The organism is Leclercia sp. GHBNCSD (assembly GCF_055805075.1).
Map to the genome: position 1 here is coordinate 274,965 of NZ_JBQVYO010000001.1, position 23,579 is coordinate 298,543.

Annotated in this window: 18 protein-coding genes; 5 read left to right on the forward strand and 13 right to left on the reverse strand. The window is 56.8% G+C overall.

The genetic code is table 11. From position 1 onward, the window contains the following. Positions 1-104: 104 nt before the first annotated feature. The 4 genes from pncB (at position 105) to ACT3IC_RS01500 (ending at position 5,930) form a co-directional block, all read left to right on the forward strand. On the forward strand, positions 105-1,307 hold the full coding sequence (gene pncB / locus ACT3IC_RS01485) for a nicotinate phosphoribosyltransferase (protein ID WP_103178940.1): 1,203 nt from the start codon (positions 105-107) through the stop codon (positions 1,305-1,307). A 162-nt stretch (positions 1,308-1,469) separates the two neighbouring features. Continuing rightward, positions 1,470-2,870, forward strand: a complete 1,401-nt coding sequence (gene asnS, locus ACT3IC_RS01490; RefSeq protein WP_103178939.1) for an asparagine--tRNA ligase — start codon at positions 1,470-1,472, stop codon at positions 2,868-2,870. 605 nt (positions 2,871-3,475) lie between these two features. Beyond that, positions 3,476-4,555, forward strand: a complete 1,080-nt coding sequence (locus ACT3IC_RS01495) for a porin (protein WP_159339197.1) — start codon at positions 3,476-3,478, stop codon at positions 4,553-4,555. A gap of 184 nt (positions 4,556-4,739) precedes the next feature. Continuing rightward, positions 4,740-5,930, forward strand: a complete 1,191-nt coding sequence (locus tag ACT3IC_RS01500; RefSeq protein ID WP_103178937.1) for an amino acid aminotransferase — start codon at positions 4,740-4,742, stop codon at positions 5,928-5,930. Positions 5,931-6,042: 112 nt separating this feature from the next. On the opposite strand, the gene ACT3IC_RS01505 is transcribed toward ACT3IC_RS01500, so the two are convergent. The 7 genes from ACT3IC_RS01505 to cmoM all read right to left on the reverse strand — a co-directional run bounded on the left by ACT3IC_RS01505 (position 6,043) and on the right by cmoM (position 16,677). Further along, positions 6,043-6,690 carry an MBL fold metallo-hydrolase gene (locus tag ACT3IC_RS01505; protein ID WP_473475924.1) on the reverse strand — a complete coding sequence of 216 codons (648 nt, stop codon included), beginning with the start codon at positions 6,688-6,690 and terminating at the stop codon, positions 6,043-6,045. A gap of 18 nt (positions 6,691-6,708) precedes the next feature. Continuing rightward, positions 6,709-7,257: a peptidoglycan L,D-endopeptidase MepK gene (mepK, locus tag ACT3IC_RS01510; protein WP_103178935.1), complete on the reverse strand. Its 549-nt coding sequence runs from the start codon at positions 7,255-7,257 to the stop codon at positions 6,709-6,711. 178 nt (positions 7,258-7,435) lie between these two features. Further along, a complete protein-coding gene (ldtD, locus tag ACT3IC_RS01515) occupies positions 7,436-9,256 on the reverse strand; it encodes a L,D-transpeptidase (RefSeq protein ID WP_159339199.1) in 1,821 nt (606 codons plus the stop codon). A gap of 183 nt (positions 9,257-9,439) precedes the next feature. Beyond that, positions 9,440-13,888 (reverse strand): chromosome partition protein MukB, encoded by a 4,449-nt coding sequence (mukB, locus tag ACT3IC_RS01520; RefSeq protein ID WP_103178933.1) that lies wholly within the window; start codon positions 13,886-13,888, stop codon positions 9,440-9,442. Then, on the reverse strand, positions 13,888-14,592 hold the full coding sequence (gene mukE / locus ACT3IC_RS01525; RefSeq protein WP_103178932.1) for a chromosome partition protein MukE: 705 nt from the start codon (positions 14,590-14,592) through the stop codon (positions 13,888-13,890). Before mukE ends, mukB begins: the two co-directional genes overlap by 1 nt. After that, positions 14,573-15,895, reverse strand: a complete 1,323-nt coding sequence (gene mukF, locus ACT3IC_RS01530) for a chromosome partition protein MukF (RefSeq protein WP_103178931.1) — start codon at positions 15,893-15,895, stop codon at positions 14,573-14,575. Before mukF ends, mukE begins: the two co-directional genes overlap by 20 nt. Then, entirely contained in the window at positions 15,892-16,677 is a 786-nt protein-coding gene (gene cmoM / locus ACT3IC_RS01535; protein WP_103178930.1) for a tRNA uridine 5-oxyacetic acid(34) methyltransferase CmoM, read from the reverse strand. The genes mukF and cmoM overlap by 4 nt, the downstream gene beginning before the upstream one ends. 124 nt (positions 16,678-16,801) lie before the next feature. Here cmoM and elyC point away from each other — a divergent pair, with 124 nt between their 5' ends. After that, the gene (gene elyC / locus ACT3IC_RS01540; protein ID WP_114315443.1) at positions 16,802-17,581 is read left to right on the forward strand and encodes an envelope biogenesis factor ElyC; all 780 of its coding nucleotides are present in this window, start codon (positions 16,802-16,804) and stop codon (positions 17,579-17,581) included. Here elyC and ACT3IC_RS01545 read toward each other — a convergent pair. The 6 genes from ACT3IC_RS01545 to msbA form a co-directional block, all read right to left on the reverse strand. Beyond that, positions 17,558-18,451 (reverse strand): YcbJ family phosphotransferase, encoded by an 894-nt coding sequence (locus ACT3IC_RS01545; protein WP_103178928.1) that lies wholly within the window; start codon positions 18,449-18,451, stop codon positions 17,558-17,560. The two genes, elyC and ACT3IC_RS01545, sit on opposite strands and share 24 nt — an antisense overlap. Positions 18,452-18,589: 138 nt before the next feature. Then, positions 18,590-19,336, reverse strand: a complete 747-nt coding sequence (gene kdsB / locus ACT3IC_RS01550) for a 3-deoxy-manno-octulosonate cytidylyltransferase (RefSeq protein WP_180209723.1) — start codon at positions 19,334-19,336, stop codon at positions 18,590-18,592. After that, positions 19,333-19,515 (reverse strand): protein YcaR, encoded by a 183-nt coding sequence (gene ycaR, locus ACT3IC_RS01555; protein ID WP_103178926.1) that lies wholly within the window; start codon positions 19,513-19,515, stop codon positions 19,333-19,335. Before ycaR ends, kdsB begins: the two co-directional genes overlap by 4 nt. A 45-nt stretch (positions 19,516-19,560) precedes the next feature. Next, a complete protein-coding gene (locus tag ACT3IC_RS01560; protein WP_103178925.1) occupies positions 19,561-20,790 on the reverse strand; it encodes a winged helix-turn-helix domain-containing protein in 1,230 nt (409 codons plus the stop codon). Between the two features lie 15 nt (positions 20,791-20,805). Continuing rightward, positions 20,806-21,810 (reverse strand): tetraacyldisaccharide 4'-kinase, encoded by a 1,005-nt coding sequence (gene lpxK / locus ACT3IC_RS01565; protein WP_103178924.1) that lies wholly within the window; start codon positions 21,808-21,810, stop codon positions 20,806-20,808. Then, positions 21,807-23,555 carry a lipid A ABC transporter ATP-binding protein/permease MsbA gene (msbA, locus tag ACT3IC_RS01570; protein WP_103178923.1) on the reverse strand — a complete coding sequence of 583 codons (1,749 nt, stop codon included), beginning with the start codon at positions 23,553-23,555 and terminating at the stop codon, positions 21,807-21,809. Before msbA ends, lpxK begins: the two co-directional genes overlap by 4 nt. Positions 23,556-23,579 lie beyond the last annotated feature (24 nt).

Genomic DNA, 23,579 nt, shown 5'->3' on the forward strand with positions numbered 1-23,579 from the left:
GTGTGATCGGGGTTCAATAAATCGCTAAACAAGGTATACTCCAGCGGTTTCATTAGTCGTTTATTGTACTAAACGCTCCCGTGAGAGGATGCTACTGCGCACCTATGACTCAATTCGCTTCTCCTGTTCTGCATACGCTGCTGGATACCGACGCGTACAAACTGCATATGCAGCAAGCCGTTTTCCACCAATACCACGACGTACAGGTCGCGGCTGAATTCCGCTGCCGTGGTGACGATTTGCTGGGGATCTATGCTGACGCCATCCGTGAGCAAGTCGACGCAATGCAGCATCTTCGTCTGCAGGATGATGAATTCCAGTGGCTTTCCAGCCTGCCCTTCTTTAAAGAAGATTACCTTCAGTGGCTGCGCAATTTCCGCTACGACCCGAAACAGGTCAACATCAGCAACGATAATGGCAAGCTACATATTCGCCTTGAAGGTCCGTGGCGGGAAGTGATCATGTGGGAAGTGCCCCTGCTGGCGGTGATCAGCGAGCTGGTGCACCGCTTCCGTTCACCGGAGGCGAGCGTTGAGCTGGCTCTGACGACGCTGGAACAGAAGCTGGTTGATTTTGCCCGGCTGACCGACTCGCTGGATATGTCGCGTTTCCGTCTGATGGATTTTGGCACCCGTCGCCGTTTCTCCCGCGAGGTGCAACAGGCCATTGTCGAGCGTTTGCAGCAGGAGCCGTGGTTTGTCGGCACCAGCAATTACGATCTGGCCCGCCGTCTGAACCTGACCCCAATGGGCACCCAGGCGCACGAGTGGTTCCAGGCGCATCAGCAGATCAGTCCGGAGCTGGCGACCAGCCAGCGTGCGGCGCTGGCCGCTTGGCTTACAGAGTATCCGGCGCAGCTCGGCATCGCCTTAACCGACTGTATTACCATGGACGCCTTCCTGCGCGATTTCGGGCCTGAGTTCGCCAACGCCTATCAGGGGCTACGCCATGACTCCGGGGATCCGCTGGAGTGGGGTGAGAAAGCGATTGCCCATTATCAAAAGCTGGGCATCGACCCGATGAGCAAAGTGCTGGTCTTCTCAGATAATCTCGACCTGCCAAAAGCGGTAGGCCTGTACCGACACTTCTCCTCGCGCGTAAATCTGGCCTTTGGGATCGGCACCCGTCTGACCTGCGATATTCCGCAGGTAAAACCGCTGAATATCGTGATTAAGCTGGTGGAATGTAACGGCAAGCCGGTGGCGAAGCTCTCCGACAGCCCGGGCAAAACCATTTGTCATGACAAAGCCTTCGTGCGGGCACTGCGCAAAGCGTTCGACCTGCCTCAGGTAAAAATCGCCAGCTAATCTCTTCGGGGAGCCTGCCGCGCTCCCTTCTCTTATTTATTTCCTATTTCTTCTCTTATGATTGCGAAATCTGCTTGTCTGATGGCGGATGCCAGGTAACATAGATATCCCCCTGTTTAGGGGGATACAGATTTTATTTTTGGACAACATAGAGAGACTATTATGAGCGTTGTGCCTGTAGCCGACGTACTCCAGGGCCGCGTAGCCGTTGACAGCGAAGTCACCGTGCGCGGATGGGTGCGTACCCGCCGAGATTCAAAAGCTGGCTTTTCATTCCTCGCCGTCTATGACGGTTCCTGCTTTGATCCTGTACAGGCCGTAATTAATAATTCTCTGCCCAATTACAATCAGGAAGTGCTGCGTCTGACCACGGGTTGCTCCGTTGTCGTCACCGGTAAAATCGTGGCTTCTCAGGGCCAGGGTCAGAGCTATGAACTGCAGGCCACCTCCATTGAAGTGACCGGCTGGGTTGAAGATCCAGATACCTACCCGATGGCGGCAAAACGCCACAGCATCGAGTATCTGCGCGAAGTGGCTCACCTGCGCCCGCGTACCAACATGATTGGTGCCGTGGCCCGCGTTCGTCATACGCTTGCACAGGCGCTGCACCGCTTCTTCGACGAGCAGGGTTTCTTCTGGGTCTCCACGCCGCTTATCACCGCCTCTGATACCGAAGGCGCAGGCGAGATGTTCCGCGTCTCCACGCTGGATATGGAAAACCTGCCGCGCACGCCAGAAGGCAAAGTGGATTACGACAAAGATTTCTTTGGTAAAGAGGCCTTCCTGACCGTGTCTGGCCAGCTGAACGGCGAAACCTACGCCTGTGCGCTGTCTAAGATCTACACTTTCGGCCCGACCTTCCGTGCTGAAAACTCCAACACCAGCCGCCACCTGGCAGAATTCTGGATGCTGGAGCCAGAAGTGGCCTTCGCCGATCTCAATGATGTTGCGGGCCTGGCAGAAGCGATGCTGAAGTATGTCTTCAAGGCCGTGCTCACCGAGCGTGCAGACGACATGAAATTCTTCGCCGAGCGCGTCGACAGCGATGCGATTGCCCGTCTGGAGCGTTTCGTCTCTGCTGACTTTGCGCAGGTGGATTACACCGATGCCGTCGCGATCCTCGAGAAATGCGGTGAGAAGTTCGAGAACCCGGTTTACTGGGGCGTTGATCTGGCTTCCGAGCATGAACGTTACCTGGCCGAGAAACACTTCAAGGCGCCAGTAGTAGTTAAAAACTATCCGAAAGACATTAAGGCGTTCTATATGCGCCTTAACGAAGATGGCAAAACCGTTGCCGCGATGGACGTGCTGGCGCCGGGCATCGGTGAAATCATCGGGGGTTCTCAGCGTGAAGAGCGTCTGGATGTGCTGGATGCGCGTATGGCTGAAATGGGCCTCAACAAAGAGGACTACTGGTGGTATCGCGATTTACGTCGCTATGGCACCGTGCCGCACTCCGGTTTCGGGCTCGGTTTTGAGCGTCTGATTGCCTATGTCACCGGTGTTCAGAACGTGCGTGATGTTATTCCTTTCCCGCGTACTCCGCGCAGCGCAACGTTCTAATCCCGTAATACTCAATGGCCAGCTATGCTGGCCATTATTTTATCCTGCCGTGTCAACTTGTGTCAGTTGAAAGTCAGCATCTTTAAAGCGCAACCCCGCCAGATCCTCTACAGTGTTACGCTTTATTTCCATGAAACATCTTTGAATAAAAAATAAACCCTATTCTTATTGCGCCTAATCTCTTTCTTAAGCATTAGCACATTTTTCGCACAAACTCCCGGCTATCCAGACGTCCATCTCCAGAAATAAGAAAAATTGTTCGCTAATGCTTCGGATCATAAAAAAAGTCATTATCTGAAATTAAGATAAGCAATTCATATAGATAGAATATGTGAAGCTTTAAATTTAGCCATTCAACTCTGAACTTTGAGGTGCCTCACAAAGTTCCTTAAAATTCACATTTAGTTACACATATTTTCTTATTGTAACTGATTCTTTATGTTTGTAGCACTTTCAGGCTAGCGAAACCGCTATTTGAATGGAAAGATGCCTGTCAGACACATAAAGACACCAAACTCTCATCAATAGTTCCGGAAATATTTATTGACAGAATTTATTGACGGCAGTGGCGAGTGTCATAAAAAAACCAATGAGGGTAATAAATAATGATGAAGCGCAATATCCTGGCAGTGGTTATCCCTGCCCTGCTGGCAGCCGGTGCAGCTAACGCAGCAGAAATCTATAACAAAAACGCTAACAAGCTGGACTTCTACGGTAAAGCTGTAGGTGAGCACATCTGGACCACCAACGGTGACACCAACAACGGTGATACCACCTATGCGCGTATCGGCTTCAAAGGTGAAACTCAGATTAATGACCAACTGGCCGGTTACGGTCAGTGGGAATACAACATGGACGCTTCTTCCCAGGAAGGCGCTCAGGGCACCAAGACCCGTCTGGCATTCGCAGGCCTGAAAGCTGGTGACTACGGTTCATTCGACTACGGTCGTAACTACGGCGTGTTCTATGATGCGCTGGCTTCTACCGATATGTTCGTTATCTGGGGCGGTGACTCCCTGGCGGCAACCGACAACTTCATGACCGCACGTAGCACCGGTCTGGCTACCTACCGTAACTCTGACTTCTTCGGTCTGGTTGACGGCCTGGCAGTAGGTCTGCAGTATCAGGGTAAAAACGAGTCTGGCCACACCACCAGCCGTCAGAACGGCGACGGCGGCAGCTACTCTCTGGGCTATGACTTCGCTGAAGGCTTCAACGTAACCGCAGCCTACTCTAACTCTGACCGCTCTACTGCGCAGAGTGCAGACAATAAAGGCGAACGTGCTGAAGGCTGGGCAACCTCCCTGAAATATGATGCAAACAACCTGTACGCAGCAGTAATGTACGGCGAATCTCAGAACATGACCCGTGAAAACGACGGCGAGTTCGCGAACAAGACTCAGAACGTTGAAGCTGTGGTTCAGTACCAGTTCGACTTCGGTCTGCGTCCATCCGTGGGTTACGTACAGTCCAAAGGTAAAGATCTGACTGGTCGTAACGGTTTCTCCGGCGGCGATGCTGACCTGGTGAAATACGTAGAAGTGGGTACCTGGTACTACTTCAACAAGAACATGAACGTGTACGCTGCGTACCGCTTCAACCTGCTGGACGACAACAACTACACCGAAGCAACTGGCCTGTCTACCGACGACCAGGCGGGTGTAGGTATCGTTTACCAGTTCTAATCAGTACACCACTTTGTTATATGTCTAAAAAACAGGGCTTCGGCCCTGTTTTTTTATGCCTGAAAGCAAAAAATGGCGACTTTTGAAAAGCCGCACGCTTTTTGTAGCAAACGGTTGGCATTTTGTAGAACTATCGTTAACCTGATAGCGGATTTCACTTCCGTAACCACAATGGAACTTCGTCATGTTTGAGAACATTACCGCCGCCCCTGCCGACCCTATTCTGGGCCTGGCCGATCTGTTTCGTGCCGATGACCGCCCCGGGAAAATTAACCTGGGTATTGGTGTCTATAAAGATGAGACCGGCAAGACCCCGGTACTGACCAGCGTAAAAAAAGCTGAGCAGTATCTGCTGGAAAATGAAAATACCAAAAACTACCTCGGCATCGACGGTATTCCGGAATTTGGTCGTTGCACCCAGGAACTGCTCTTCGGCAAAGGCAGCGCGATTGTCAGCGATAAACGTGCCCGCACGGCGCAGACCCCTGGCGGTACTGGCGCACTGCGCGTGGCAGCGGATTTCCTTGCCAAAAACACCAGCGTAAAAACCGTCTGGGTGAGCAATCCGAGCTGGCCGAACCACAAGAGTGTCTTTAACTCTGCGGGTCTGGAAGTGCGTGAATATGCTTACTACGACGCGGCCAACCACTCTCTGGACTTCGACGGCCTGCTGGCCAGCCTGAGCGAAGCGCAGGCGGGCGATGTGGTGCTGTTCCACGGCTGCTGCCATAACCCAACCGGCATTGATCCGACGCTGGAGCAGTGGGAACAGCTGGCGAAACTCTCCGTAGAAAAAGGCTGGCTGCCGCTGTTCGACTTCGCGTATCAGGGCTTTGCCCGTGGTCTGGAAGAAGATGCAGAAGGCCTGCGCGCTTTCGCAGCAGTCCATAAAGAGCTGATTGTTGCCAGCTCCTACTCCAAGAACTTCGGCCTCTACAATGAGCGCGTTGGTGCCTGTACGCTGGTGGCGTCTGATGAGCAGACCGTTGACCGTGCGTTCAGCCAGATGAAATCCGTTATTCGTGCTAACTACTCTAACCCGCCGGCTCACGGTGCGTCTGTAGTGGCGACTATCCTCAGTAATGACGCCCTGCGCGCTATCTGGGAGCAGGAACTGAACGACATGCGTCAGCGTATTCAGCGCATGCGTCAGCTGTTTGTGAACACCCTGGCAGAAAAAGGGGCGGATCGCGACTTCAGCTTTATCATCAAACAGAATGGCATGTTCTCATTCAGCGGCCTGACCAAAGAGCAGGTTCTGCGTCTGCGCGAAGAGTTTGGCGTCTATGCGGTGGCATCAGGTCGTGTTAACGTGGCGGGGATGACGCCGGATAACATGGCGCCACTGTGCGAAGCGATTGTCGCAGTGCTGTAAAAACGGTAAGCCGGGCGGCACTGCGTTTGCCCGGCCTACGTGTAGGCCCGGTAAGCGTAGCGCCACCGGGCAATTAAAAAAGCCTGCTTAAAGCAGGCTTTTTTAATGGTGATTACCAGACCGGCAGTTCATCCTGCAGGAACGGATTATGCTGCCGTTCGTATCCCAGGGTAGACATCGGTCCATGACCTGAAATAAAGGTCACATCGTCGCCCAGCAGTAATAACTTCTCTTTGATCGAGCGGATCAGCTGGCCGTGATCGCCCCGGGGGAAATCACTGCGCCCTACGCCGCCTTTAAAGATCACATCACCGGAAATCAGCAGGCGCGACTGGTCATCAAAGAAAACAATATGGCCTGGAGTATGCCCTGGACAATGCAAGACCTGTAATGTCACATTGCCCACGTTGACGCTCTCGCCCTCATTCAGCCAGCGATCCGGCGTCAGAGGGAGACATTCATCAAGGCCAAACATGCGGCTTTGCGCCGGCAATCCCTGCAGCCAGAACTCATCTTCTTTTTCCGGGCCAATCACCGGCACGCCATAATGCTGTGCCAGTTCAGCCGCCGCCCCCACATGATCGAGATGGCCGTGGGTCAACAGGATCTGCATTAAGGTCACGCCAGCGGCAGCGACTTCCTGTTTGATCTTCTCTGCATCGCCACCGGGATCGACCAGGGCTGCCAGTTTGGTTTGTTCACACCAGATAAGCGAACAGTTCTGGGAGAAGGCGGTGACCGGAATAATACGATAGTTCATACTGCTCCTGATTTGTTATTACCAGTGCCGCAATGGCCCGGTATCAATATGCACAAAGTTGCTACGTGGGTAATATCCTACACCACCTGCGCGCATAGATAACGCAGCTTTGCGAACATTGGCTAACGAAATGCCTTCAATATGAAAATCCATCGCCTGCCCTTTGGTGTGATAGCTCTTTTTGGCTACACCGCGGCTGTGGGCACGCAATTCATTATTGGTATCAAGGGAGCGATAGCCGGAAATGAGCTGTACCGGTTTGCGGGTGCCAAGCAAACCCTGCAGGCGGTAAAGCTGGTCAAATAATCCCGGATCGATGGTTTTTACTTTATTGGCGCGGAAATCACGGAAAAAGTGATTCAGCCTGGCTAATTCATCCTGAATATAGCCCCGACCGTCAAAAAACTCAGCTTTGATTGACTCACCTGTGTGCAGGTTATTAAGCGTCAAAATACGTGGTCGAGGGGTAGAGAGCGTGGCAAATGATGGCGTAGGTAAGATGGCCGCGCCCAGCGCAATGCCACCTAACGCCAACAACTTACGGCGATTAGCGTCGAATTTGTCCATGGTAATCAGGTCTACAGGTCAATGTTATCGTATAGATGCTTTACAGCGCACGAAGGGCACATTACCGGGCAAACCTGTCATCGTCAAGGCACCACAACCCAGGAAAGACGGGGCTTGCAACCGCAAGACCCCGTTTATTTTCCCACTTAGACTACCGGAATTTTCCGAACTTCTTCATTTATCTGATCAATTGCTCTGCTTTGGGCAGAATTTGTGTGTTGGACCGGGCAGTCTCATCATAATTGTAAATATCTGTACGGTACTGCGTTCGACCGTCTTTGCCGACGAAGGCGGTAAGATAGTACAGATTAACCGGAATATTCTGGCGGATATTCACATATCGCGTGTCACCCTGCTTCAGCGCATCCGAGATACGTGTGTCGTTCCAGCCTGCATCCTGTAACAACATATTTGCCAGTTCTGACGCTTTATTGACGCGCACACAACCGGAGCTGAGCGCACGCGCATCTTTCTGGAACAGGTTGTGGTTCGGCGTATCGTGCAGATAGATGGCATCCGAGCTTGGCATATTGAATTTATACCGACCCAGCGAGTTGTGTGCACCCGGTGCCTGCTGGAAACGGAAGGGTAAATTCGCCGGCGTGATGGTTGCCCAGTCGACTTGCCACGGATCTATCGCCTCTTTACTGTTCCAGCCGCGCAGCACGGTATAGTTATGGCGTTCAAGATAACCCGGGTCATTCCACACCTTCGGCAAAATATCTTTGCGCGCCAGCGTCGGCGGCACATTCCACGGCGGGTTAACCACCACATTATTCAGCGCGCTACTCATCATCGGCGTTTTACGATCCGGGCGGCCCACAATCACGCGGGAGGCCAGCACTTCGCTGCCATTCTGGTAATAGACCAGCGAAAAGGCCGGGATATTCACCATGATGCCCGTCGAGAGTGTTCCGGGCAGCAAACGCAGGCGCTGGATATTCAACGCCAGCACCCCGGCACGCTGCGCAGGAGTCATGTTTAGCGCCTCACGCGTCGCCTGGCCGATAACGCCATCAGCGCCCAGCCCCTGGCTGGTCTGGAAGGCTTTTACCGCTTCAACCAGGCTGCGGTCATAGGAGGCCGGCTTGCTGGAAACAGACTTCTTCTTTTCGACAGACGGAGCCGATGGACTGACGACCACGCTTTGCGGATCGTCACCCGGCAGGGCAATTTTCGGCCCGCCGTCAATCACGCCGGAACGTTTGAGGATTTCTCGCAACGCGGGTACGTCGCTGCTCCACTGCCCCGGGCTCAGCTTAGCGGTACTCTGGATCCGGGGCCAGGGCTGCGTGTCAGCCACCAGCTCCAGCAGCGACTGGTGCATCACAGCATATTGCGGATGCGTCGGGGCCAGCCCGGCAATGAAGTGCGGCACCGTGCCGTTATCCAGCGCCAGCTGCCACTGGTTAATCACCGACAGCGGCGGTGTCGCCAGCTTGTAAGGCTTATTGCTGTAGAGCCAGCGGTTGCCGTTGACCGGGATCCCCGCCACAAACTGCAGATAGCCCATCATCGCATCCGACAGCACCACGTCACGCGCCATTCCGGTGACGGCAGGCTGGGTCAGCAACTCGACCCAGGCAGTAAACTGCGGCTGAAATCCGGCGATGGCGACTTCAGCCAGCTGCTGCTGGAACGCGCGCACGGCTTCACGATCGTCCCACATCGGCTTCATGTCACGCGCGGCATACAGCAGCGTAAGTTGATTGAGATAGGCCGGGGTGTAGCCGGCAGGCAGCGCCGCAAGCAGTTCCTGACGGCGTTGCTCTGCATTGATATCCGCAGGCAGCGGCCGGATACCGGCCATTATGGCGGTGGCGGGCGATTGTTCAAGCGGCTGGGACAGCGCAGTCGGTTGCGCGCCCACCGTGGCGGAGCTATCGACAGGAACCAGCTCGGGCTCATCCGCCCGCGCACTAAACAGCGGAGCAACTAACACCGTCAGACACAAACTGAGTGCCGACAGCTGACGACCATACATATTATTCAGCAACATCCCTTGCCCCCTGTTTGCTATACGTCACGCCCTCATCACCGGGGCTTCACTTCATTATAGAAAGGCAGACCGGCACCAGCCTTACCTTATGTAAAGAAGTTTAAAGTTAACGCAGCCGCCAGTACAAGCTCAAGGAATAAAAAAAGGCGGCCCGGGGGCCGCCATCGCTAATTTTCAGATTCCTCAGGAGGCGTCAGCCGTTCCGGGCAAGGACTCAGGCGGCTGCGGGGCAAAGCCGCGCAAACCCACAACGTGGACATGCTCGCTGTTCTGATAGACCTTACGCACCAGTTTATAGGTGGTGCCTTTCTCCGGACTGATATTTTCCGGCGCCGCGATAATCAGCTGCATATCCAGACGATCGCACAGCTCAAACAGCGTGGCGATCGAACGGGCATCCAGACGCGCCGCCTCATCAAGGAACAGCAGGCGGCATGGAGAGATGTCCTTGCCGCGCAGACGGCGGGATTCATCTTCCCAGCTCTGGACCACCATCACCAGAATCGACATCCCGGTACCGATCGCTTCCCCGGTCGACAGGGCGCCCGATTCCGCGCGTAGCCAGCCGTCAGAACCACGGTTAACTTCCACTTCCATCTCGAGATAGTTACGGTAGTCCAGCAGCTCCTCACCGATGGTCTGCGGCGTGCGCTGGCCCATGTCGATCTGCGGGTTCAGACGCTGATACAGCTTCGCCAGCGCTTCGGAGAAGGTCAGGCGGTTGCTGTTGAACAGATCCTGATGCTGCTCGTGCTGCTCGGCCAGCACGTCAAGCAGCGTGGCGTGGGCTTCACGCACGTTGACGTTCAGCCGCACGCTGTTAACCTGACCGAAGGAGACGCTCTGCAGCCCCTGGTTCAACTGACGAATACGGTTCTGCTCGCGCTGGATCGTCTTACGGATGATATTGGCCACGCTGCGGGAGCTGATCGCCAGCTTCTGCTCACGTGAGGTCAGCTCTTCCGTCAGACGGCCCAGTTCAATCTCCATCTGTTCAATGGCTTCAACCGGGTCATCGGTGCGAATAATATCCTGGCGAATACGCTCGCGCAGGTGCTGATAGACTGCCACGAAGAACTGAATTTTGCGCTCAGGGCGCTTCGGATCTTCCGACATGCGCAGCACATCGCGCAGGTGTTCGTTATCCGCCACCGCCAGACGCAGCGCACCCAGCGCCTTATCCGACATAGAACGCAGCTCATCGCCGGAGAGATAGGCCAGCTCGCGGCGGTGCAGACGGCGTTCAACACCATTGTCTTTCACCATTCGCATCACGGCGCACCAGCCCGCTTTGGCGGTCACCACCTGCTCGCGCTTCTCGTGGTAGTCACGTTCCAGCTTGCGCAGACGGCGGGTCAGGTTGTCCATCTCCGCTTCACAGAAGGTGAGCGCTTTTTCCAGCTGGTTGCGGCGGGCGCGGTTATTGCTGAGCTGGGCATGGAGTTCGTCGCGACGAATGCGCGCCCGCTCCTCCGCCCCGCTGTCGGCCCGCACGCCGATATCCTGCAGCTCTTTATGCAGGTCGGTCAGCAGCTCTTTCTTGGTATCAAACGAGCTTTTCAGCGACGCCAGCACCTGATTGTACTGGTTCAGCTGCGCGGCATGGCTACGCATCGCCTCACGGGCGCGGGTACGCTCCATTTCCGCCTGCTCCAGACGCTGGCGCAGCTTCTCGTTCAGGTCGCTGTTGCCGTTCAGCATCTCCGCCGAGTCGGAGTAGCTGAAGTGCGCCCGGCGTTGGGAAACTTCGGTCAGGGCAAACGCCTGCTGACGCGCTTCGCGCTGGACCTGCTGGGACCAGGCATAATCTTCTTTCAGCTGTTCGAACTGTTCCGGGTCGCTCTGCAGCACTGAGACCATCGGCTCCAGCTTCGCCAGCTGATTGCCGTACTGCTGGACAAAGCGCGCGGCTTCCTGCGCTTCGTCGAGACGCTCCTGGATCTCATCCACCCGATCGGCGAGGGTGTCATCTGCCAGCAGGTTCAGGCGCGGCAGAATGCGGTTAAGGGCAGCGACGCCCTCTTTAGCCTGCTCGAACTGGAGGCGGCTCTGCTGGTTATCATTTTCGTGGGCTGAAATCGCGCGTTCAAGCTCGGTACGACGGGTGGTGAACTTGCGGATCTCGGCTTCCGGATCGGCCTCAAAGGCCACGGCCAGATGGCTACCGATAAAGCGGCTGAACGCCTGGTGCAGACGCTGGGTTTTTTGCACGTCGAACGAGAGCGTCGCAAAACGTTCTGACAGCGCTTCGCGCTCGGTATGCAGGCTCTCAATACGGCTTTCACGGGCCGCGCGGCCAAACAGCGGCAGCGCCGGGAAGCGCGAATAGCGCCACTGGCGATCGGCGATTTTCACCACCACCGCTTTTTCCAGCTCGTCGACGCCAAAGACGCTGTCATCGAACGACTGCGGATCCCCTTCGATCAGATAGAGATCTTCCGGGCAATCTTCCAGCCCTTCGAGCTGGTCCGCGATCAGCGACAGATCCGGCACCACAATCGCGTGGCGGGATGGACCATACAGCGCCGAGTAGTACGGGGCATCTTCCAGGCTGACGTCGTCATAAATCTCTGACAGCAGCACACCGCCAAAACGCTCTGCAAGGGTGTTCAGACGGGCATCTTCCGCACCACCCGGCTGGCTTAAACGTTCGATTTCGTCGTCGACGGCGCGCTTACGCGCCCCCACTTCGTCACGTTCAACAATTGCTTCGCGTTCACGCTCCAGCAGCTGCTGCAGATACTCCGTGACCTCCTGGCTGGATTCGAAGGTTTCGCCGCATTGCTCGCTGAGCTGGCTGAGGCTGCTCTGGGCGGCCAGCCAGACTGGGGCGCGCTGCATCAGCGTCTGAATACGCGACTGTAGCTGCTCCATCTCCTGACGCAGCGCCATACGCTGTTCGCTGGCACTGGATACGCTGTCGGACAGCGACGCGATACGGGCTTCCAGCTCCTGATGCAGGCTTTCCAGATCGTCAATATCGACCCGTTTACCCTGACGCTTGCAGAACTCAGCCAGCAGGCGTTCCGCCTCCTGCTGTTCACGCAGGCGCTGCTCCAGCTCGTTCAGGCGCATACGCAGCGGCTGAACCTGTTCCGCCAGGTGGCGCTGGTTAACGCCATCACGCAGCAGCTCGCGGGCCACTTCCCACGCTTCGGCGCGCGCCAGCGGGCCGTTAATCGCGGCCACCAGCTGGTATGCCTGTTCAAACTGGCTGTGCGCAGTTTGCGCCACGCTCATTTTCTGCTCGAGATTCAGCAGTTTTTCTGTAGCTTCCTGCTCTTTGGCCTGGAAAGTCTCCAGCCACTGATCCGCGCTCTCTGGCGTCAGGTCCGGCAGGTGGCAAAGCGCTTTTGCACGTTCCAGCGCCTGCAACGCCTGATTGTACTGAATGGCGCGGGTTTGCTGGACGTCGAGCGCCTGCTGATAGTCAGCAAGCTGGCTTTTCAGCTCATCCACTTCCAGCTCGGCGGCTTCGGCCCGGGCTTCGTTCTCTTCCTGCTTGTCGGCAGCTTCCGCCACCACTTCGTTCTGCTCTTCCAGACGAATTTGCAGTTCATCGAGATCCGCTTCGTAGCGCTCGATTTTTTCCTGCTGACGCAGCGCGGTCTGCACCAGGTTCAGGTGATCGCTGGCGGCCTGATAGTCGGCCTCCAGATCCCCTTCTGCCCCGTTATGCTCGGACAGCTCGCGGGCCATCTCGACGTGCTTGTACTGCTCAGAGGCCAGCTGCTGGCGGGAGGTGAAGAGCTCACGGCGATACTCGAGAGCCTGATCGAGATGAATGCGGCGCTCGTTGGCATGGCGCATGTAGTCCGCCGCCACATAGTTGGTGGCTTCGCTGATCAGGTGCTTGAACAGGTCACGGTCAGACTGCGTGACGCGAATGGCTTCCAGCGTCATACGGTTTTCACGCAGCGCCGCTTCCATGTCCTGGAACGCCTTACGCACACCGCTGTTTTCCGGTAACAGGTAATCACGCAGAGAGCGGGTAATGGCGCTGGAGATCCCGCCGTAGAGCGAGGCTTCGATCAGACGATAATATTTACTGCGGTCCGAGGCGGAGCGCAGACGACGGGCGACGATGCCCAGATCGAACATCAGCGAGTGGTATTCGGTGATGGAGTTGAACTGCTTAAACTGCACGCCTTCGATGGCTTCCAGCTTGTCTTTCAGCTCCTGCAGCGTCAGCACGCGCGCCTGGCGTTCGTTCAGGGTTTCCGTCAATAGCGCGGTGGGCTGAACGGAGGTTGGCAGCCCCTGAATGGCGAACGGTTTGATATCCACTTTACGGTCGCGACCGGCGACCTGCTGCAAGCGGACGCCAACCACCACGCGCTGATGGCGGGAGTTGATCACGTCCAGCACGGAGTAACAGACACCCGCCTTCAGCTTACCGTGCAGACCCTTATCGCGGGAACCGCTGGTCGCGCCAGCTTCGGTGGTGTTACGGAAGTGCAGCAGGGTTAAGTCCGGGATCAGCGCCGTGACGAAGGCCGCCATGGTGGTGGATTTCCCTGCCCCGTTACCGCCCGAGAGCGTGGTCACCAGCTCATCGAGATCAAAGGTGCGGGCAAAGAAACCGTTCCAGTTAACCAGCGTCAGTGAGCGAAATTTACCGCGTTCAATCATTACTCTTCCTCCCCGCTATCCGGCTGATTGTCTTCATGCTCGTCATTGAGCTGCAGATGGTTTTCCACCGGCATCGCTTCGCCATCACGGATCATGCGCAGCTGCGCTTCGCGGGCGTCATCACCCACGCGCACGTCGGCACCGAAGCGGAACACAGATTCAGTGATGCGGAATTTGCTGCTGTCATGGCCCATAAACCACACCATCCCCAGACGGCGCAGACGGTTCAGGGAGGAGCGCACTTTTTCCTGTAACTTCTGACGGTCAACGTCCGAGCCGGTGGAGCGGTTGTTTACCAGCTTCAGCAGCTTGCCTTCGTCCGCCAGGGTCATCAGCTCGTCATAGAGCTCCTGCTGGGTGAAGATGCCTTCGTTCGCCAGACGCTCCGGGCTGAGGTAGAGATAGCAGAGAATTTTGCCGACCATCATGTCCAGCTCGGAGAGCACCGAGCGCGGGATAAGCGTGGTGGAGCGCGGGCGCAGATAGAAGAACCCCTCCGGCGCGCGGATCAGCTCCACGTTATAGCGGGCGTAAAACTCTTCCAGGTACTCCTGAAAATCCATTAAAAAAGCGTGATTATCCAGCTCGTCGAGACCAATGTGACGACCGGCACGCAGCTGGCTGTCCAGCGCCGGAAAGATCGGATTTGCCAGCGCCTGGGCCAGCTTAACTGGCATCACGTGTTCAATATTTGTCAATGACATGCGCCTGTACCTTGGCTCCGTAATCGTTGATCGGCTGCCACTTCGGCGGCAGGCCGGTGAAATCTGCTTGCGCGACGCCCAGGCGTACCGCCTGATCGACCACGATGCGGGCGATATCGAAATGGCGGGCACGCGGGTATTGTGCGAGGTAGTCGCGCACCACCAGACCGAGATCGAGTGGTTTGTTTTTGGTTTTGAAGATCGCCAGCTGCTCCTCGATCATCGCGGCAAGCTGTTCCCGTATTTCGTTAAACTCTTCATATTCCAGATCGGCTGGCAGCTCGCCGGTGACCTCTTCGTCGCGCAGGCTCATCTCTTCGTCACGCATATCGAGCAGGCGGTCAGCGCTGGCGTAGGTCAGCGCCCACGGCGCATCGAAATAGGTCTGTACCGACTGGCGCAGACGCTGGGCAAACACGCGGTTTTTATCCATATCGATAGCGGTTCGGATAAATTTATGCACGTGGCGGTCATAGCCGATCCACAGGTCAATCGCCTGCTGGCCCCAGCTGATAATACGGTCCAGCTTGCTCTGCAGATCGAAGACCAGGCGATCGACAAAATGCAGATTGTCCTGGGCCAGGGTGGCATCCTGAATGCGCAGCAGGTTGGCCTGCAGCTTGTCGCCCGCAGCCTCCAGCGTATCCTGCAGTTCACGCAGGGTGCCGGAGGTTTCTGACAGCAGCATTTCACAGCTGGAGATTGCCGCCCGCCAGTCTTTGTTCAGCAGCTGGGCGATGTCGTCCTTCACCAGCTGCTGCTGCTCATCCATGATGCGCTGCGTCAAATCGATGCTGTCGAAAATCTCGGCTACTGAATATTTCAGCGGCGCATAGACGTTACGGTGCCAGTGGAACTCGTCACCGCCCTCATCTGCGGCATCGGCTGCACGCTTCAGTTCGCCCGCCACAATGGAGAGCTGCATCGAGAGGCGCAGGGTCGAGAATTCGCGCTGGCGAATGTAATAGTCGGTAATGCCGATGCCCAGTGGCGTCAGACGATAGATGGCATTCCCTTCTGCCAGCTCGCTGGTAAAGCGGTTCAGCAGACGTTGACGCACCATATCGTTAATCGCGTTATTGGCACGCACATTAATGGTTTCGCTGGTTTGCTCAAACGCATCACTGACATGGCGGAACGCATCCACCAGTTCGCCCTCGCTCATTTCTCCATCCAGCCGTTCGCTGTTCAGCGTGGCGACCGCCAGCAGAAAAGAGAGTCTGTCTACCGGCAGCGAGAGGGAGAAATCGTTTTTTCGGGCCCAGGCAACCAGTTCGGGGACTGTCTGGGAAAATTCACTCATAAGTTATCCTTGCTCTGCGGCTTGCGCGCGGTGACGTGAATGTAGCGGCCAAGGCTAATATAAGGCTCCTGGCGACAGTACCGCGTCTCTAATTCTGTCAGGGCGTCAAAGCACTCATGCTGCTTCTGTTTATCACGCAGATAATCATGAAACACCCTGATGCCGGTTTTCCCGGTAATCTGCCAGCCGGAAGTTTCCAGCCAGCCATAAACCTGCTGCGGGTCGCGCGGAAAGTCCGGTGACAGCGTACGGCGTTTCTTCTTGTACATACCCTGCTGTACATAACCGAAATTACCCACCAGCACATTACGCATTAACAGGCCGTTAGCGTTGTAAAACATCAGCGACAGCGCGCCGCCGGGGCGCAGTATCGACCAGAGCGTCTTCAGCAGCGCCTGGGGTTCGGCTACCCATTCCAGCACCGCATGAGACAATATCAGATCAACCGGGCTTTCCAAATGTTGAGCGATCTCCTGAGCGGCACAATGTATAAATTGCATGTTATCGCTCACACCTTTCTCCACCGCGGCCTGTTCAGCGCGGGCGATCATTTCAGCGGAGAGATCGCAGAGGATAACGTGGTGCCCACGCTCAGCCATTTTTATCGCCGTCTGGCCTTCACCGCCGCCAGCGTCGAGGACACGCAGTTTCTTGTCGCCAAACCCATCCAGCAGGATGTCCAGATCCTGCCAGAGGATCGTCTGCCGCAGACGGCCTTTAGTCGTGCCGTAAATATTGCGGGCAAACTTTTCCGCGATGTCATCAAAATTGCGATCCCGCATTGGGAGAGCTCCACCCACTCACAACAAAACCGCTATTTTGTCACAGCCGGGCGGAGAATGAACCTCTCTGGTGTAATATCGCTGACAATCATCAGCTATATGGTTAAAAAAGGAGCCAGAAAGGATGCTTTTCACCCTAAAAAAATATATTGGCGGCATGATGCTTCCCCTCCCTCTTCTTCTGCTGTGTATCGCACTGGGGCTGGGGTTGCTATGGTTCAGCCGCCATCAGAAAAGCGGCAAAATTTTGGTTACGGCAGGCTGGCTGGCGCTGACGCTGCTGAGCCTGCAGCCGGTCGCGGATGGGCTGTTACGCCCGGTCGAAGACAAATACCCCACCTGGCAGGGAAATGAGAAGGTTAAGTACATCGTGGTGCTCGGCGGGGGCTACACCTGGGATCCACAATGGGCTCCCAGCTCCAATCTGATCAATAACAGCCTGCCGCGCCTCAATGAAGGCATGCGGCTGTGGCTGGCAAATCCCGGGTCGAAGATGATCTTCACCGGGGCGGCAGCACAAAGCAATCCGGTGAGCACCGCCGAAGCGGGCGCGCGCGTGGCGCAGTCGCTGGGCGTGCCGCGCGAGGCGATCATCACTCTCGACAGTCCAAAGGATACCGAAGAGGAAGCCGCCGCGGTGAAGCAGGCGATAGGCGATGCGCCCTTCCTGCTGGTGACCTCAGCCTCCCATCTGCCGCGGGCGATGATCTTCTTTGAACGCCAGGGTCTGCATCCCCTGCCCGCGCCCGCGAACCAGCTGGCGATTAGCGCCCCGCTTAACCCCTGGGAACGGATCATTCCGTCCCCGGTATGGCTGATGCACAGCGATCGCGTGGGCTATGAAACGCTTGGGCGCGTCTGGCAGTGGCTGAAGGGCCTGTCAGGCGAGCCAGGGGAGCAGTGATTTCGAGGCCAGATCGAAGTTGGCGCGGCTAAAATGCCCGGTATTCACCAGCTGCGCCACTTCGTCCCACAGCGTATAGAGCCAGCGCCGCCAGAGGAACGACTCTGAGACCGGCGCGCGCCGCAGGTAATGCCAGAGTAAATCCTCCGCCTGCCCGCTCTCGCTCAGGCGAAACAGTTCATACTCCCGGGGGGCCCACAGCATCACGCCGGGCCCGACCATCGCCAGCAGCTGATCGCTGCGGGGATCTTTGAGCATACTGCGCAGCGTAAAATTACCGTGGATCAGCACGCTGTTGTCATTGAATCCTTCAAACAGGGTGGGCAGGCACTCGCGGGTACGAAACAGGATCCGTTTATCCTGCATGGTCAGGCCGGTGTTGTGATACTGGTTTAGCGTCCCCCACAGCACCTCGACCCGCTGGCGGTACCAGAGGGGCCAGAGATTTTCCTGGGTGCTGTCCACCGAGCCGACCAGCCCTCCGCTGTCCAGCCGGTGCCAGGCCAGCAGCGCTTCAACTATCTGATCTTTTAGCTGCTCCCAGCGTTCAGGCGTGCGGGCTGGCGCTTCCACCGGGACACCGCGCAGACGCTCAATCAGCAGGACATCCGGGCCCGGATGTTCTTCGTGGGTCATCACGCCATAAACGGTCGGCATTCTTACCGTGCCGCTGCGGGCCAGCATGGAGATTTTCCACGCCAGCTGTCGGGCCACATCCGGTGAAGAGAAGCTTCGCGCCAGTAACGGCATGGGGTTTCCCTGGCTGTCGTACAGCGACCATAGCGTAGTATCCGCCTTTTCATGCACACATTCCAGACGGCTCAGTTTTTCACCCAGCAGATGGCTGAGTTCGGCTCGCAGCTGTTCCATTTGAGATTACCCCCATTAAGACTACTGCTTTTATAATGAGCGTCTGGCAGGCGGATGTCACCCTCATGAGAAGATTCTGTAGCAGAAATTCAGAAAATTGAGACAAAAAAATCCCCTCAAAAGAGGGGATGACGGGGATTAGCGAAGTTCAGCGCGAACGCGGGCCAGATCGTCTGGCGTATCGACGCCTGTGCCCGGGACCTCATGCGCGACAGCGACGTGGATCTTTTCGCCGTACCACAGCACGCGCAGCTGCTCGAGCATTTCGATGTTCTCCAGCGGGCTCGGCTGCCAGTTGACGTAACGGCGGATAAAGCCTGCACGATAGCCATAAATACCCAGATGACGCAGGATGCTGTCACCAATGTTATCCCGGGATTCGGCAAAGCGATCGCGATCCCAGGGGATGGTGGCGCGGGAGAAATAGAGCGCATAGCCTTCAGCATCCAGTACCACCTTCACCGCATTAGGGTTGAATGCCTCTTCTGCGCTATGAACCGGCACGGCCAGCGTCGCCATACCCACCTGACGCTGGGCCAGGTTTTCCGCCACCTGACGAATAATGACCGCCGGGATCATCGGCTCATCGCCCTGGACGTTAACAATCACCGTGTCGTCGCTGAAACCGCATTTTTCCACCACTTCGGCCAGGCGCTCAGTGCCGGACTGGTGATCGGCGCGGGTCATGCAGACTTCGCCGCCCGCCGCTTCGACCGCACGCGCCACCTCTTCATGATCGGTGGCGACAATGATCCGCTCCGCGCCGGACTCACGGGCACGTTCAAGCACATGCACGATCATCGGCTTGCCGTTGATATCGACCAGCGGTTTACCCGGCAGACGCGTGGAGGCAAAGCGCGCCGGAATAATGACAACAAAACTCATGGTTTGCTCTCTTCTGGCGCCAGGGCGCGGGCTTCGGTTTCCAGCAGGACGGGAATGCCGTCGCGCAGAGGGAAGGCAAGGCTATCCACTTTGCAAATCAGCTCCTGCTTATCCTGGCTGTAGTAGAGTTTGCCGTTGCACACCGGGCAGGCAATAATTTCCAGTAAACGGTGATCCATAGTTCCTCCGTATCAATAATCGGTAAAGTTTACCATATTCCTTTTTCAGACCGCGTCTATTTCCCAGCCCGTTCGACAGGCGTGAAAAAGTCCGTCAGGAAGATGGCCCAGCGCGATGCGTGTCGCCCCCTGCCAGCCCGCAAAATCACTGATTGCCGTGGCGAGCCCTTTCTCCAGCGCGACGCTTATCCGAACACCCTCTTCAAGATAAAGGGCGATAACCTGTAGCTCGCCGGTTTTGCGGTCCATCCTGGCATCCATCCGCCCTACCAGTTGCCCTCTATGCAACAGCGGCAGAACGAAATAGCCGTACTGGCGTTTCGGCGCCGGGGTATAACACTCCAGCCGGTAGCTGAAGTTAAAGAGCTGTTCCGCACGCTTGCGATCCCAGACCACCGGATCGAAGGGTGAGAGAACGGCGCTATGGGTTGCGGTGAGCTTCCCTTCCTGCGCTTCGTTAAGCAAAGGCAGCAGATCGGCATGCAGCCACATCTCCCCCAGCGTCTCCACCTCGACGCGGACCACCTGCTGCTGCGCCTGCCAGCGCTCAAGCAAGGGAGCCAACGCGGGCTGACGCAGGCGGTAATAGTCGGCCAACCACTGGGGGCGGAAAATGCCTAAGCTGCGGGCGCTGTTTTCCAGCATTATGGCCTCTGCCGCCGCCTGGGTCAGCATATCCCGGCTGTCATCCCACTGGGGCATCACCCGATGCGTGAGATCGTAAACGCGCTGAAAGTTACGCCTTTCGACCACCATCACCTTGCCAGCGGTGAATAATCCCTCAAGATGGCGTTTATGCGGCTTCCACTCCCACCATCCGCTCGTTCCTTTGTGGGGATGTTCAAAATCGGCGGAACGGACAGGGCCTTTCTCCTGAATATGGGCGATAAGCTTTTCTATTTCATCCGCATGTTCCTGCATCCAGGCCTGACTATATTTCCAGCCCATTTTATCGGGCGCGAGCATTCTGTGACGCACCAGCGCAAAGTCGCTGCGCGGCAGGAAACACGCCTCGTGCGCCCAGTACTCCATCAACTCTCCCTGACGCAGGGCGTTATCCAGCCAGTCGGGTGAATAGGGGCCGAGACGGCTGAAGAGCACCAGGTAAGGACTGCGGGCGACGATATTGATGGTGTCGATCTGGAGCAGCGACATGCGCTTGATGGTGGTAAGAATATCGGCGGGTCGGGCGCGACGACGGGGCTTTTTCAAAAGCCCCTGGGCGGCAAGATGCAGATGACGTGCGGCTGAAAGCGTGAGTTGCGGTAAAGCCATGCCTTTTCCTGTCAGTTAGTGCGCGGGCGAAACCTCTTTTACCTGCCCAGCAAGGGCGATAAGCGCCTGGAGCAGTTGTTCAGGCTGTTCACCCTGCAGTTGGGCATCAACCGGTAAATACCACCAGTTATCCCGGGCAAAGGCGCGGCATTTCACCGCATCTTTTTCGGTCATGATCAACGTCTGACCAGGCCCAGTAAACGCCGCAACCTGCTCCAGGCTCAGCGCCTGGTGGTCGGCCAGCGGCACGCTACGCTGAAGTTTGGCGCCGCAGGCTTCGAGGGTAGAGAAAAAGCGCGGAGGATGACCGATACCGGCCATCGCCACCAGATAGTTAAGCTCAGCAACGTCGCGCCGTTCGCCGGTCAGAAGATTCACGGCAAGTCCTGGGTGCAGCTGCATCGGTATCTCCCCCGCCTGCGCCGTACCACCATTGACGATAACCGCATCCACGGACCGCAAACGCGACGCGCGCTCGCGCATCGGTCCGGCAGGTAACCACCAGCCGTTACCAAAGCGGCGGACGCCATCAATCACCACGATCTCTTTATCCCGGGCCAGCGCGTAGTGCTGTAGTCCGTCGTCAGTAATCACGATCTGGACATCCGTCTGGTTCAGCAGAGCCTGCACCGCCTCGCTGCGCACCGGCGAAACCGCTACCGGCACTCCGGTACGCTGAAAGATTAGCACCGGTTCATCCCCCGCTTGCGCCGTGGTGGTTTGCGCGGTCAGCAGCAACGGATAGCGCTCCGCCTTGCCGCCATATCCCCGGGAGACGACCCCCACGCGAATCCCGCGTTTTGTCAGTTGTTCCACCAGCCAGATCACCACCGGCGTTTTACCGTTACCGCCAGCGGTGAGATTGCCTACCACCACCACCGGCACCGGCGCGCGCCAGGCCCGTTTGAGCCCCACTTTATAACTCAGGCGGATCAGGCCGCTGACCAGGCCATACAGCCAGGAGAGCGGCAACAGCAACCGCCAGAGCGGAGACTCACCGGACCAGATACGAGCGATCATTCGCCAAACTGCATTTTATGAAGCTGAGCATATACGCCCTGGTGCGCCAGCAGGTCGGCGTGGCTGCCCCGTTCGACGATGTAGCCATCTTCCACCACCACGATTTCGTCGGCTTTTTCAATAGTCGACAGGCGGTGGGCAATCACCAGTGAGGTACGGTTCTTCTGCAGCTCATCCAGCGCAGACTGGATAGCGCGTTCGGACTCGGTATCCAGCGCCGAGGTGGCTTCATCGAGGATCAGGATTGGGCTGTCACGCAGCAGCGCGCGCGCAATGGCAATACGCTGGCGCTGACCGCCGGAGAGCAGGACACCGTTTTCACCGATAATGGTGTCCAGGCCGTTATCCATCTTATTGATGAAGTCCATGGCGTAGGCCATCCGCGCCGCCGCTTCGATCTGCTCACGGCTGTACTCTTCATTCCGGGCATAGGCGATGTTGTTGGCCACGGTGTCATTGAACAGATGCACATTCTGGGAGACCAGCGCGACCTGATTACGCAGCGACCGCAGGGTGTACTCGCGCAGATCGTGGCCATCAATCAGGATCTCACCCTCATCAATATCGTAGAAGCGGGTGATCAGGCTGGCGATGGTCGATTTACCCGAGCCAGAACGGCCCACCAGGGCCACGGTCTTGCCTGCCGGAATTTTCAGATTGATATTGCGCAGAGCAGGCGTATCACGACCCGGATAGGTAAAGGTCACATTGCGGAACTCCACGTCGCCGGTTGAGCGCTCAATCACGCGTTTGCCTTCGTCTTTTTCCTGTTCGGAATCAAGGATCGCAAACAGCGTCTGGCAGGCTGCCATCCCGCGCTGGAACTGGGCGTTAACGTTGGTTAACGATTTCAGCGGGCGCATCAGGGCAATCATCGACGAGAAGACCACGGTAATGGTACCGGCGGTGAGGGTTTCCATCACGCTCGGGAAGCTGGCGGCATAGAGCACAAACGCCAGCGCCAGGGAGGCGATGAGCTGAATGATCGGATCGGAGATGGAGGAAGCAGACACCATCTTCATCCCCTGCAGACGCATCTTATTGCTGACCTTATCGAAGCGCTTGGTTTCGAGCTCCTGGCCACCAAAAATCAGCACCTCTTTATGGCCTTTCAGCATCTGCTCGGCGCTGGTGGTCACCTGCCCCATCGTGTTCTGCATGTTCTTACTGATGCTGCGGAAACGCTTCGAGACGACGCGAATCGCAATCGACACAATCGGCGCCAGCACAATCAGGATCAGCGACAGCTGCCAGCTGTACCAGAACATCAGGGCGAACAGACCAATAATCGACGCCCCTTCACGCACAACGGTGATCAGCGCGCTGGAGGAGGAGGAAGCCACCTGCTCGGAGTCGTAAGTAATGCGCGACAGCAGGGTGCCGGTCGACTGCTTGTCAAAAAACGCGACCGGCATGCCCATCATATGGCTGAACAGGCGGCGGCGCATGGTCATCACCACTTTGCCCGAAACCCAGGAGAGGCAGTAGCTGGAGATATAGCTGGTGATGCCGCGTAAAATCATCAGGCCGATAACCACCAGCGGCATCCATAGCAACACTGAGCGATCCGTTTTACCAAAACCGTCGTCCAGTAACGGTTTGAGGAGCGATAACATGAAGGTATCGCTGGCTGCGTTGAGGATTAACGCTACGCCCGCCACGATTAGGCCCGTTCTGAAGGGTGCAATCACCGGCCAGAGTCGGCGGAAGGTCTGCCACGTGGAGAGATCTTTGTCGTTATGCATTCAAAAAACCAGCATTTGTTGAAA